This window comes from Rhizobium vallis, assembly GCF_003985155.1.
Lineage (GTDB): Bacteria > Pseudomonadota > Alphaproteobacteria > Rhizobiales > Rhizobiaceae > Rhizobium > Rhizobium vallis.
Genome location: NZ_ML133688.1, coordinates 309,064 through 321,923 on the forward strand (window position 1 = coordinate 309,064; position 12,860 = coordinate 321,923).

The following is a 12,860-nucleotide window of genomic DNA, read 5'->3' on the forward strand; positions in this document are numbered from 1 at the left end:
AACAGGAAGGTAATGCCATGACAGGTGTCACGCTCACGAGTGCCGGTCTCGACCCGCGCCGCCGCCGGATCCTTTTCCGCTGCTGGCATCGCGGCATCCGCGAGATGGATCTGGTCTTCGGCCAGTTCGCCGAAAGCGAGATCGCGACGCTTTCGGAAGCCGAGCTCGACGAGTTCGAAACGATCATGGCGGAAGAAGACAATGATCTCGTCCGCTGGATCATGGGAACATGGCCGGTGCCCGAGCGTTTCCAGACACCGATGTTTGCCCGCCTTGCCGCCTACAAGCCCGATTTCGACAAGCCCCTCAGGACGCCGGAATGATCCCTGGTTTCGATGCGAAGAAGCTTGCGGCCATTGCCGAACCGCTGACGATCGGCAATGTGCCCGCAGGTCTCGAAACGCTGCTGCTCGCCGAGCTCGCCCGCACGGGAGAGCCGGTCGCCTATGTCATATCGGACGGCCACCGTATGGCCGATCTAGAACAGATGCTGAGCTTCGTCGCCCCTGATATTCCGGTTCTCAGCCTGCCGGCCTGGGACTGCCTGCCCTATGACCGCGTCTCGCCGAGCGCCGACACTTCGGCCCGCCGGCTTGCAGCACTTGGCGGCCTCATCGCCCATCGGAAGAAGCCGCATGCCGCAATCGTGCTCGTCACCGCCAATGCCATGTTGCAGAAGGTGGCGCCGCAGGATGTCATCGAGAGCCTGAGCTTTTCGGCCCGTCCCGGCAACCAGCTGCGCATGGATGATCTGGCCGGTCGCCTCGAGCGCAACGGTTTCGAGCGCGTCGCAACCGTACGCGAAGTCGGCGAATATGCCGTGCGCGGCGGCATTCTCGACGTCTTCGTGCCGGGTTCGGAAGAGCCGGTCCGCCTTGATTTCTTCGGCGATACGCTGGAATCGATCCGCAGCTTCGATCCAGCCAGCCAGCGCACGACAGGCCAGGTGCGCTCCCTTGATCTCAACCCGATGAGCGAGGTGACGCTGACGCCCGATACGATCAGCCGTTTCCGCAAAAACTACCTCTCCGCTTTCGGCGCGACGACGCGCGACGACGCGCTCTATCTTGCCGTCTCCGAGGGCCGCCGTTACCCTGGAATGGAGCACTGGCTGCCGCTTTTCTACGAGAAGCTCGATACCGTCTTCGACTATCTCAGCGGCTTCCGTGTTGTCACCGACCATACCGTGCGCGAGGCAGCTGAAGAGCGCTCCAAGCTCGTCTTCGATTATTATGACGCCCGCCTGAATTCCGGCCAGCCGACCAAAGGCCAGATGGCGCAGGGCACCCCGTACAAGCCGGTGACGCCTGGCCAGCTCTACCTCGACAGCAAACTCTTCGTGAGAACCCTCGACGCGCTCGGCGCCATCCGCGTCAGCCCCTTCAACGAGCATGAGGGCGAGGCGAGGCGGGTGATCAATGTCGAGGCCCGCCAGGGCCAGCGCTGGGCACGCTCGAACGCCGAAGGCGGTGGCGATGCCGAGCGCATCAATGTCTTCGACGTCGTCGTCAAGCATATCGCCGACCGCCGCGCTGCCGGCGCGAAAGTGCTCGTCACCGCCTGGACCGAAGGCTCGCTGGAGCGTCTGCTGCAGGTGCTGAACGAACACGGCTTGGAAAAGGTGAAGCCGGTCGAAGCGCTGAAGGATCTCGGTTCGCTGGCGAGAGGCGAGGCGGCCGCGGCCGTGCTCAGTCTCGAAGCCGGCTTCGAGGCCGGCGACCTCGTCGTCATCGGCGAGCAGGATATATTAGGCGACCGCATGGTGCGCCGTTCCAAGCGCCGCAAGCGCGCCGCCGATTTCATCGCGGAGGTGGCGGGCCTCGACGAGGGCTCGATCGTCGTCCACGCTGAACACGGCATCGGCCGCTTCATCGGGCTGCGAACCATCGAGGCGGCAGGCGCCCCGCATGCTTGCCTGGAACTGCAATATGCCGATGAGGCGAAGCTCTTCCTGCCGGTCGAAAACATCGATCTTCTCTCGCGCTATGGCGGCGAGGGCACCGAGGCCCAGCTCGACAAGCTCGGCGGCGGCGCATGGCAGATGCGCAAGGCCAAGCTCAAGAAACGCCTGCTTGACATGGCCGATGCGCTGATCCGCATTGCCGCCGAGCGGCTGACGCGCCATGCACCGATGCTGACGACACCCGAAGGCCTCTACGACGAATTTGCCGCCCGCTTCCCCTATGACGAGACCGAGGACCAGGATAACGCCATCGAGGCGGTGCGCTCCGATCTCGGTGCCGGTCGGCCGATGGACCGTCTCGTCTGCGGCGACGTGGGGTTCGGCAAGACGGAAGTCGCGCTGCGCGCCGCCTTTGTTGCGGCGATGAACGGCGCACAGGTTGCCGTCGTCGTGCCGACGACATTGCTTGCCCGCCAGCATTTCAAAACTTTCACCGACCGTTTCCGCGGCCTGCCGGTGCGCATCCAGCAGGCTTCGCGTCTGGTCGGCGCCAAGGAGCTGGCGCTGACCAAGAAGGAAGTGGCGGACGGCAAGACCGATATCGTCGTCGGCACACATGCGCTGCTCGGCGCCGGCATCAAATTCGCCAACTTGGGCCTGCTCGTCATCGACGAGGAGCAGCATTTCGGCGTCAAGCACAAGGAGCGGCTGAAGGAGTTGAAGAGCGACGTGCACGTGCTGACGCTGTCAGCAACGCCGATCCCGCGCACGCTGCAGCTTGCCATGACCGGTGTCCGCGAGTTGTCGTTGATCACCACGCCGCCGGTCGATCGCATGGCGGTGCGCACCTTCATCTCGCCCTTCGACAGCCTGGTCATCCGCGAGACGCTGATGCGCGAGCACTATCGCGGCGGCCAGAGCTTCTATGTCTGCCCCAGGCTTGCCGATCTCGAGGATGTACATGCCTTCCTGCAATCGGATGTGCCTGAGCTGAAGGTCGCCGTCGCCCACGGTCAGATGCCGGCCGGCGAACTCGAAGACATCATGAATGCCTTCTATGAAGGCCGCTACGACGTGCTGCTGTCCACAACCATCGTTGAATCCGGCCTCGACGTGCCGACAGCCAATACGCTGATCGTCCACCGCGCCGACATGTTCGGCCTTGCCCAGCTCTATCAGCTGCGCGGCCGCGTCGGCCGCTCGAAGGTGCGCGCCTTCGCGCTCTTCACGCTGCCGGTCAACAAGGTGCTGACGGCGACCGCCGAACGCCGCCTTAAGGTGCTACAGTCGCTGGATACTCTCGGCGCGGGCTTCCAACTGGCGAGCCACGATCTCGATATCCGCGGCGCCGGCAATCTGCTCGGCGAGGAGCAGTCCGGCCATATCAAGGAGGTCGGCTTCGAGCTTTACCAGCAGATGCTCGAAGAGGCGGTCGCTGAGGTCAAGGGCGTCGACGAGATCCACGACACCGGCTGGTCTCCGCAGATCTCCGTCGGCACGACGGTGATGATCCCGGAGGGCTATGTGCCCGACCTGCATCTGCGCATGGCGCTTTACCGCCGTCTCGGCGAGATCACCGAACTCAAGGAAATCGACGGCTTCGGCGCCGAGATGATCGACCGCTTCGGGCCGATGCCGATCGAAGTCCAGCATCTCCTGAAGATCGTCTACATCAAGTCGCTCTGCCGCACTGCCAATGTTGAAAAGCTGGATGCCGGCCCGAAGGGTGTGGTCGTGCAGTTCCGCAACAAGGAATTCCCCAATCCGGTAAACCTTGTCGGTTATATCGGCAAGCAGGGCACCATGGCGAAGATCCGCCCGGATCACAGCCTGTTCCTGACCCGCGACCTGCCGACGCCGGAAAAGCGCCTGCAGGGGGCGGCTGTTATCATGACGCAACTGGCGGAACTGGCGAAATAGAGGGGAGGAGATAGCAATGGCGACATACGGCGCAACGATCTCCTGGCAACGCAACGGTGAGACTTTCACCGACAACCGCTACAGTCGCGCGCACCACTGGACTTTCGACGGCGGCATCGAGGTGCGGGCGTCCGCTTCGCCACATGTTGTTCCGCTGCCCTATTCCGCCGAGGATGCCGTCGATCCGGAAGAGGCCTTCGTCGCTTCGCTCTCCAGTTGCCATACGCTCTGGTTCCTGTCGCTTGCCGTCAAACAGGGCTTTTGCGTCAATAGCTACACGGATGCCGCCGAAGGCATCATGGAGAAGAATGCCGAAGGCCGTCTTGCCATGACCGTGGTGATACTGAGGCCGCTCGCCGTGTTCGGTGGCGAGAAACAGCCCTCGCTCAGCGAGCTTGAAGCCCTGCATCACCGCGCCCACGACGAATGCTTTATCGCCAATTCGGTGAAGACCGACGTGCGCTGCGTTCCTGTTCTGGGCTGATCGTGGACCGTTGTCAGGCAGGAAACCCCGCAACTTCGCTTTACGGCGAAGTTGCGGGGCCTATTGAAATGTCTCTAACTATTCCTGCAAAAAGCCGACCTGTTGGAAAGAGGTGCCTTTAATACCCTTTTCTTTACAAAGGTTCTTGAACGTTTGATCGCAAAAAATTGCCACCGCATACTCAACCAAGCGGAAGAGCTGCGCGCCTTTGAGGACATCAGGCAGAAAACACCAGTCAGCTCCGCCCGATATCATGTAGCCACCAGATCGAGTGACGTGAATTAAGGGAGAATTCTCGACGTCCACCGCCTTGCGATATGAATCGACAACGCTGCACAGCCAAATTTTCGGCCCGGGTTTTCCGTTCGAAAACTCCGTCTCGCAAAGCAGGTATTCACATGAATTTGGAACGAACTCATCGAACAAACTCTTCATTTTTTCAGAGATGAAGAGGAAATAATCTACAGCATAAATATCTTGCACCTTGCGCTTCGGATCAAAGATTAGCTTTGGCGCTTCAAGATATTCGGGTATTCGCCACGGACCTCGAGGCAGATCGAGCATGCTACCCGGCCATAGAGGCCCCCTGATGCCGAGACCGTCGCCGTCTGGTTGCAGCCTTTCTAGATTTGCGAATTCCCAACCATAATTCCAATTTGAATCAAGTAGATAGGCTTTTTGAGGTTTCGCTCGGGCGCCACTCATGCTTCGTTCCAAGTCGTGCTTGAAAATAAAAACGGTATAGCTGGCTCTCTCGGACAACTTTGTTGCAGCTGTCCGATCTCGAGCCGCCGGGCGACAGCGTTAGTTCAGCCCCGACCGCGCCTCGGCCTTCGCCTTGGCGATATCGCGCAACGCATTCGCCAGGACGTCGGGCGTCTGAGCGCCGCTGACGGCATATTGCTGGTCGAAGATGAAGAACGGCACGCCGTTGACGCCCATCTCCTGAGCCGCCGTGATCTCGGCGACGATCAGATTGCTATCGGCGTCGGAGGCAAGCAGCGAGGCGATGACCGAGCGGTCGAGGCCGGCCTTCTCGGCGATATCGAGCAGTACCGCATGGTCGCCGACATTGCGGCCTTCCTCGAAATTCGCTTTGAACAGCGCGGCGACGACTTTGTCCTGCTTCTCGCGGCCTTCGATCATCGCCCAGTGGATCAGCCGATGGGCGTCGAGCGTGTTGGGGCCGATCTTGATCGCCTCGAAATCGAAGGCGATACCGACCTCGCGGCCGAGGTCGGTGAGCATCTTATGCGCCTGTGCCACACGCTCCTCGCCGCCGAGTTTCTCCGCCAGCTTTTTCTTCTGGTCGACGCCTTCCTTGGGATAGTCGGGGTTGAGCCGATAGGGCCGCCAGTTGATGTCGACGCCAATCTCGTCCTGAACTTCGGCAATGGCGAGTTCCAGCCGCGCTTTACCGAGATAGCACCAGGGGCAGACGACATCCGAGACGACGTCGATGGTGATTGGCTCCATGATCGTTTTCCTTATATCTGGACGCTGCGGCAGGGCGGCGATTCGGCCTGCTGCTATTGCGCGCTTGTATCCCACCATACCGGCAGCTGGTAGCCGTAGAGCGGCACCGTATCGGGATGGCCGATGCGCTTGCTGCGGGCCACCCATTGCTGGTCCATATGATAGAGCGGCAGCACGTAATGGCTGGAAAGCAGCAGTCGGTCGTAGGAGCGCACCGCCGCGGTAAAATCCTCGGCCGAGCGTGCCCGCAATACGTGGTCAATCAGCGTGTCGAGGTCGGGATCGTTGGCGCCGGCGAAGCTGTCCTTACCCTCCTGCGTGCGTGCAGCCGAAGACCAGCGGCCGAGCTGCTCGGTTCCAGGCGACAGCGACGAGGTATAGGACTTGATGATCATGTCGTAATCGAAGCTGTTCGTCCGGCTCTGATACTGCGAATCGTCTACCGTGCGGATCGAAGCGGCAATGCCGATCGCCTGCAGCGAACGCTGGTAGGCGATGGCCAGCTTCTCCTGGTCGGCATTCTGCGTCATGATTTCGAAGGCGAGCTGATGGCCGGAGGCGTCAAGCATTTTGCCACCCTGGATCGTATAGCCGCCTTGCTTCAACAACTCGACCGCCTGCTTTAGCGCATTGCGGTCGCGGCCGGAGCCGTCGGTGACCGGCAGTTTATAGGTGCCGTCGAGAATCGTGGGTGCAATTTTGTCCTTGATCGGCCCGAGCAGCGCAAGTTCCGCCGCATTGGCGGGAACGCCGAAGCTCGAAAGCTCGGAATTCTGCCAGAAGCTCTGTGTGCGCTTGTAGGCGCCGGAATAGAGGTTCTTGTTCGCCCATTCGAAATCGAACACCAGCGACAGGCCTTCGCGCACTTTCGGATCGGTAAAGATCGGCCGGCGCGTGTTGAACACGAAGCCGAGCATGCCGCTTGGGAGTTTCGGCGTGAACAAGTCCTTGATCACGGCCCCGGAAGTAGCGGCGGGGAAATTATAGGCATTGGCCCAATGGCCGGGGTTGCCATCGGGATAAAGGTCCACATCGCCCTTCTTGAAGGCCTCGAACAGCGTCGTGTCCTGCAGGAAATACTGAACGGTGATCTGATCGTAATTGTCGGTGCCGACCTTGGCGGGAATGTCCTTTCCCCAGTAGTTCGGGTCGCGTTCGTAGGTGATGCTCTCACCGGGTTTCACCGTCTTCACCTTGTAGGGACCGGAACCGACCGGCGGCGTCAGCGAGGAGCGGTCGAAGGTTTCCGGGTCGACCACATGTTTTGGCAGTACCGGGAAAAGGCCGAAGATTAGAGGTGTCTCCCGGTCGGCTTTTTCATTGAAGGTGAAGCGCACGCTGTGTTCGCCAATCTTCTCCATCTTGGCGACGACTTTCAGGCGTTCGGAGTAGGGAGGGCGGCCCTTGTCGCGCATCAGTTCAAAGGTGAACATCACATCCTCAGGTGTCACCGGCTGGCCATCGGCCCATTTCGCCTTCGGATTGAGGTTGAATTGGATGAAGCTCCTGGCGTCGTCCCATTCCACAGTCTCGGCCAGCAGGCCGTAGAGCGTGAACGGCTCATCCCTGGAGCGTTGCATCAGCGATTCGTAGACCAGATTGCCATATTCCGGATCCCACATGCCGCGCGCCGTCGTCCGATTGCTCTTGACGATGAACGGGTTGAGACTGTCGAAGGTGCCGACGACGCCATAGGTAATCTTGCCGCCTTTCTTGACGTCAGGATTGACGTAAGGGAAGTGCTTGTAGTCAGGCGGCAAGGCCGGTTCGCCGTGCATCGCGATGCCGTGCAGCGGCTCGGCGGCGACAGCGCCGCACAGCAGCGAGAGGACGAGGGGGACGACGATCCGGAGCATTCGGCAATCCTTGATCCGTGAAAACGGGCATGATTCACCGCGAGATTATCATCTGGTCGACCGATTCCAACACGTGGGCGCTATTTCTTTGGTCCGGCGACGAAATTGCTGCTCGAATTGCCAAAGAAATGCTGGATATCTTGAACGCTGCGATGTAACAGGTGAACCCGAAGTTTCGGGGTCATGCATTTGCCTTATTTTTCCATGAGGTGGAGTGCCGAACGACCCGATGGTTGGGGTGGCAAAGTCGCTGCCCCGAACGGATATCAGGAGACGGAATTCGTTATGATGTTCAAGTCTGAAAAGAAAATGCGGGCAGCACTGTCCGTTCTGGCAGTGATGTTCGGCGCCGCTTCGGCTCCGGTCTCCTCCTTTGCGCAGGATGCAGCGGCACAGGCTCCGACCGATGCTCAGGCAACCAGCGCGCCGAAGCTTGGCTGGTACAAGACCTGCAGCAAGCAGGAAGACAACGACATCTGTGTCGTCCAGAACCTGATCCTCGCCAATGGCGGCCAGCTCGTCACGGCTGTTGGCCTGATCTCGGTTACCGGCAAGATCAACCGCAAGCTCCTGCAGGTCTCGGTTCCTACCGCACGCCTGATCCCCCCGGGCATCATCATGCAGATCGACGGCGGCAAGGGCCAGAAGCTCGATTACGCCGTCTGCCTGCCGGATAAGTGCACTGCAGAAATTCCGCTGACCGACGCGATGATCGCCAGCCTCAAGAAGGGCAGCGACGTGATCTTCACGTCGATCAACTTCCGCCGCGCTCCGAACCCGATCAAGATCTCGCTCGAAGGCTTTACCGGCGCTTATGACGGCGAGCCGGTTTCTGAATCCAAGCTTGCCGCAAGCCAGCGCAGCCTTCAGGAAGGCATGCAGAAGAAGGCCGACGAAGCCCGCAAGAAGCTGGAAGACGCCCAGAAGGCAGCCAAAGCGCAGTAATTCAGCGCTCATGCTTGAACAACGAACCCGGCTTCATGCCGGGTTTTTTGTTTGCGTAAAGAACTCGCCCATCGAGCAAAGAAAAAGGCCTCGCTGGGAGATGCGAGGCCTTGGTTCATTCAGCGGTCAGACCGATCTTAGTGGGCGAAGCTCATCTTGGGTTTGAACTGCCCTGACGGGGCCTGATCGAAAATCTGGTAGATCTGAGGGTTTCGAAGCGGTGTGCCGCTCTCGTCGTTCATCAGGTTCTGCTCGGAGACATAAGCGACATATTCGCTTTCGTCGTTCTCGGCGAGCAGATGATAGAAGGGCTGGTCCTTGCTGGGGCGCACTTCGGCCGGAATGGAATTCCACCATTCTTCCGTATTCGCGAACTCAGGATCAACGTCGAAGATGACGCCGCGAAACGGAAATACCTTGTGCCGAACCACTTCGCCGATACTGAACTTTGCTACTCTTTCTTTCATGGTACGACTTCCTTTCATCACCAAATTTGGTGATTGGTGTCGCGCAAATCAAGATTTTTGCGCGAGTGCGTCACATGAACGTCATATCCTCCTAGTGGCGTCCATGACCGGGGAGGCGAAAGCCCCGGGTGCCGGGGCTTTCCGTGTTATGGCCGCTTAGGCCGAATAGTACATATCATATTCGACCGGATGCGGCGTCATTTCGAAGCGCATCACCTCAGCCATCTTCAGCTCGATGAACGCATCGATCTGGTCGTCGTCGAAGACGCCGCCCGCTGTCAGGAACTTGCGGTCCTTGTCGAGGCTTTCCAGCGCTTCGCGCAGCGAACCGCAGACGGTCGGGATCTTCTTCAGTTCCTTTGGCGGCAGGTCGTAGAGATCCTTGTCCATGGCCTTGCCGGGATGGATCTTGTTCTTGATGCCGTCGAGGCCTGCCATCAGCATGGCGGCGAAGGCGAGGTAGGGGTTGGCGGTCGGATCCGGGAAGCGGACTTCGACGCGCTTTGCCTTCGGGTTGGAGCCGAACGGAATGCGGCAGGAAGCCGAACGGTTGCGGGCGGAGTATGCCAGCAGAACCGGTGCTTCATAGCCCGGGACGAGACGCTTGTAGGAGTTCGTCGACGGGTTGGTGAAGGCGTTGATCGCCTTGGCATGCTTGATGATGCCGCCGATGTAGAAAAGGCAGCTCTCGGAAAGGCCCGCATATTCGTCGCCGGCAAAGGTCGGCTTGCCGCCCTTCCAGATCGACTGGTGCACGTGCATGCCCGAACCGTTGTCGCCGAAGATCGGCTTCGGCATGAAGGTCGCGGTCTTGCCGTAGGCGTTCGCCACCTGATGCACGACATATTTGTAGATCTGCATCTTGTCGGCGTTGCGCACCAGCGTGTCGAACTTGATGCCGAGTTCGTGCTGCGCGGCGGCGACTTCATGGTGATGCTTTTCGACGACGACGCCCATCTCGGAGAGCACCGTCAGCATTTCCGAACGCATGTCCTGGGCGCTGTCGACGGGCGGGACCGGGAAATAGCCGCCCTTGACGCGCGGGCGATGGCCGAGGTTGCCGGTTTCATAGTCTGTGTCGTCGTTCGACGGCAGTTCGGTCGAATCGAGCTTGAAGCCGGTATTGTAGGGATCGGCCTTGTACTTGACGTCGTCGAAGACGAAGAATTCGGCTTCCGGGCCGACGAAGATCGTGTCACCGATGCCGGATGCCTTGAGGTAGGCTTCGGCCTTCTTGGCGGTGCCGCGCGGATCGCGGTTATAGGCCTCGCCGGAGACCGGGTCGAGAATATCGCACATGATGACCATGGTCGACTGAGCGAAGAACGGGTCCATATGCACCGTCTCGGTATCGGGCATCAGCACCATGTCGGACTCGTTGATGGCCTTCCAGCCGCCGATCGAGGAGCCGTCGAACATCACGCCGTCAGCGAACATGTCTTCATCGACGCAGACGACGTCCATCGTCACATGCTGCAACTTGCCCTTCGGGTCGGTGAAACGCAGATCGACGAACTTCACGTCGTTTTCCTTGATCTGCTTCAGAATTTCGCTTGCGGTCGCCATTAAATACGTTCCTCCGATTTGCGATGACAATAGGTGGGGTGTTCGATTTGTGCGATGACGGTATCGGACTTTGCGCGGTTGGCAAAGTGGTCAGATGGCGTCGATGCCGGTCTCACCGGTACGGATGCGGATAACCTCTTCGATGTTGGAAACGAAGATTTTTCCGTCGCCGATCCGGCCCGTCTGCGCCGCCTTGCGGATCGCGTCGATGACAGCCTCCGCGTTCTCGTCGGCCAGCACGACCTCGACCTTTACCTTCGGCAGGAAATCGACGACGTATTCGGCTCCGCGGTAGAGTTCCGTATGGCCCTTCTGACGACCGAAGCCCTTGGCTTCGGTGACCGTGATGCCCTGCAGGCCGACTTCCTGAAGGGCTTCCTTCACTTCGTCCAGCTTGAAGGGCTTAATGATCGCTTCGATCTTTTTCATGAGAAAATGTCTCTCCGCTTCTCCGTTATGGCAGGAATTTTCCCGCTCGCCGGATATGATGCAGATATCGTGCCAGTTTGAAATCCATCTTATCGAAAAAAGACGCCGATTTTGCCGAAACCGGCGCGTTTGCGGGGAAATCTACGTCGTTTCGGTGACAGAAAAATAGAAAAACATCGTCCGTGGATCGAAACTGCATCGAAAGTCGAAAAAAACACATGTATTCGCAATTGCGAAAACATGTCGCGAGTCGGTGAAAATATAGGCGAATGCTTAAATTATGTGCTTCACTTTATTGCGTTGAGCGGTTGTTTTTTAGGCGTTTTTTCAATTGAATGGGGTGATGAGCGATCTATCCGACCTTCTTCTCACGCCTGCTGAAATGGCGGCCGTCGACGCGGCCGCTGCGGCATCGGGGATCGATTCCTTCAGCCTGATGGAACGAGCGGGTTCTGCCATCGCCGCAGCCGTGTTGCGACTGCATCCCGGTGCTCAGCGCTTCGTTGTGCTCTGCGGCCCTGGCAACAATGGCGGCGATGCCTATGTCGCGGCAAGACATCTGCAAGAGAGCGGGGCAGCGCTCACACTTTTTCATCTTGGAGACCCCTCCAGGCTGAAGGGCGATGCCGCCCGCGCTCGCGCCGGCTGCGCATCCCAAGGTCAGGAGCTTGGCCTCTACCGGCCCGAACCCGGCGATGTCGTCATGGACGGCCTGTTCGGGGCGGGACTTGGCCGTGAGGTGCCGGCCGAGGTGCGCGCGCTGATCGGGCGCGTCACCGATGCGGGTATCCCGGTGCTCGCCATTGATCTGCCTTCCGGCCTTGATGGCCGCACCGGCAAGGTGCTGGGTGCTGCCTTCCGGGCGCAGAACACCATCACCTTCATGACGCGCAAGCCGGGCCATCTTTTGATGCCGGGCAGGGAACTTTGCGGTCATTTGGAGGTCTTTGACATCGGCATTCCCGCCCGCATCGTCCGGGCCGAGGCGGGCGGCGTCATTGTCGAGAACACTCCCGAGGCGTGGAAAGGCGTACTGCCGGCCGAGCAATTGGAAACCCACAAATACAAGCGCGGCCATTTGGTGGTGTTCTCAGGCGAGGCCGACAAGACGGGGGCCGCACGCATGTCGGCGATCTCGGGCCTGAAGGCCGGTGCCGGTCTGGTGACGATCGCAGCACCCGGCGCGGCAATGGTCGCCAATGCCGCGCACCTGACAGCGATTATGCTGCATCCGGTCGACGACAAACCCCAGCTCGAAGGCTGGCTCGCCGACAAGCGGTTGCAGACCTTCGTCCTCGGTCCCGGTTTTGGCATTGGTGACAGAGCCCGCGGCTTTGTCTCGGCGCTTGCGGAACGCCACCTCGTGCTCGATGCGGATGGCATCTCCTCGTTCAAGGACGATCCTGATCAGCTTTTCGCTCTCTTTAAAGGTGAGCCGCGGCTGGTGCTGACGCCGCACGAGGGTGAATTCGCACGGCTCTTTCCCGATATCGCCGGCGACGATGCGCTAGGCAAGGTGGATAAGGCGGTAGCCGCCGCCCGCCGCGCCAATGCCGCGATCGTCTATAAAGGGGCCGATACCGTTATCGCTTCCCCGGATGGCCGCGCGCTTATCAACACCAACGCCCCGGCCTGGCTTGCCACCGCCGGTTCCGGCGATGTGCTTGCTGGTATCATCGGCGGCTTGCTCGCCCAGGGGCTGCCGGCCTTCGAGGCGGCCGCCGCCGGCGTCTGGCTGCATGGAGAGGCCGGCCAGCGCGCCGGCAAGGGACTGACGGCGGAGGACCTCGCAGTCGAGGTGAGGCCGCTGTAGA

General features: G+C 60.1%; 11 protein-coding genes. 5 read left to right on the forward strand and 6 right to left on the reverse strand.

Going from position 1 to position 12,860, the window contains the following annotated elements; all coding sequences use genetic code 11:
• Window positions 1-17 precede the first annotated feature (17 nt).
• From EFQ99_RS11445 to EFQ99_RS11455, 3 genes are read left to right on the forward strand one after another with little or no spacing between them, the layout of a single operon-like run.
• Window positions 18-323 carry an FAD assembly factor SdhE gene (locus EFQ99_RS11445; RefSeq protein ID WP_126921149.1) on the forward strand — a complete coding sequence of 102 codons (306 nt, stop codon included), beginning with the start codon at window positions 18-20 and terminating at the stop codon, window positions 321-323.
• Entirely contained in the window at window positions 320-3,823 is a 3,504-nt protein-coding gene (gene mfd, locus EFQ99_RS11450) for a transcription-repair coupling factor (RefSeq protein ID WP_126921150.1), read from the forward strand. The genes EFQ99_RS11445 and mfd overlap by 4 nt, the downstream gene beginning before the upstream one ends.
• Before the next feature lie 16 nt (window positions 3,824-3,839).
• On the forward strand, window positions 3,840-4,307 hold the full coding sequence (locus tag EFQ99_RS11455; RefSeq protein ID WP_126921151.1) for an OsmC family protein: 468 nt from the start codon (window positions 3,840-3,842) through the stop codon (window positions 4,305-4,307).
• Between the two features lie 78 nt (window positions 4,308-4,385).
• Here the strand turns inward: EFQ99_RS11455 and EFQ99_RS11460 are convergent, their stop codons facing one another.
• From EFQ99_RS11460 to EFQ99_RS11470, 3 genes are all read right to left on the reverse strand, one after another.
• On the reverse strand, window positions 4,386-5,012 hold the full coding sequence (locus EFQ99_RS11460) for an imm11 family protein (protein ID WP_126921152.1): 627 nt from the start codon (window positions 5,010-5,012) through the stop codon (window positions 4,386-4,388).
• A 99-nt stretch (window positions 5,013-5,111) separates the two neighbouring features.
• Window positions 5,112-5,783 (reverse strand): DsbA family oxidoreductase, encoded by a 672-nt coding sequence (locus EFQ99_RS11465; RefSeq protein WP_126921153.1) that lies wholly within the window; start codon window positions 5,781-5,783, stop codon window positions 5,112-5,114.
• 53 nt (window positions 5,784-5,836) lie between these two features.
• Window positions 5,837-7,639 (reverse strand): extracellular solute-binding protein, encoded by a 1,803-nt coding sequence (locus EFQ99_RS11470; protein WP_126921154.1) that lies wholly within the window; start codon window positions 7,637-7,639, stop codon window positions 5,837-5,839.
• 285 nt (window positions 7,640-7,924) lie between these two features.
• On the opposite strand from EFQ99_RS11470, the gene EFQ99_RS11475 reads away from it, so the two are divergent.
• Window positions 7,925-8,584, forward strand: a complete 660-nt coding sequence (locus tag EFQ99_RS11475; RefSeq protein ID WP_126921155.1) for an invasion associated locus B family protein — start codon at window positions 7,925-7,927, stop codon at window positions 8,582-8,584.
• 137 nt (window positions 8,585-8,721) lie between these two features.
• On the opposite strand, the gene hspQ is transcribed toward EFQ99_RS11475, so the two are convergent.
• The 3 genes from hspQ to EFQ99_RS11490 all read right to left on the reverse strand — a co-directional run bounded on the left by hspQ (window position 8,722) and on the right by EFQ99_RS11490 (window position 11,046).
• Window positions 8,722-9,051: a heat shock protein HspQ gene (gene hspQ / locus EFQ99_RS11480; RefSeq protein WP_126921156.1), complete on the reverse strand. Its 330-nt coding sequence runs from the start codon at window positions 9,049-9,051 to the stop codon at window positions 8,722-8,724.
• A gap of 156 nt (window positions 9,052-9,207) precedes the next feature.
• Window positions 9,208-10,617, reverse strand: a complete 1,410-nt coding sequence (gene glnA / locus EFQ99_RS11485) for a type I glutamate--ammonia ligase (RefSeq protein ID WP_028756888.1) — start codon at window positions 10,615-10,617, stop codon at window positions 9,208-9,210.
• Between the two features lie 90 nt (window positions 10,618-10,707).
• The gene (locus tag EFQ99_RS11490) at window positions 10,708-11,046 is read right to left on the reverse strand and encodes a P-II family nitrogen regulator (RefSeq protein WP_003579240.1); all 339 of its coding nucleotides are present in this window, start codon (window positions 11,044-11,046) and stop codon (window positions 10,708-10,710) included.
• 340 nt (window positions 11,047-11,386) lie between these two features.
• Here EFQ99_RS11490 and EFQ99_RS11495 point away from each other — a divergent pair, with 340 nt between their 5' ends.
• Window positions 11,387-12,859 (forward strand): NAD(P)H-hydrate dehydratase, encoded by a 1,473-nt coding sequence (locus tag EFQ99_RS11495; RefSeq protein WP_126921468.1) that lies wholly within the window; start codon window positions 11,387-11,389, stop codon window positions 12,857-12,859.
• Window position 12,860: the final 1 nt, after the last annotated feature.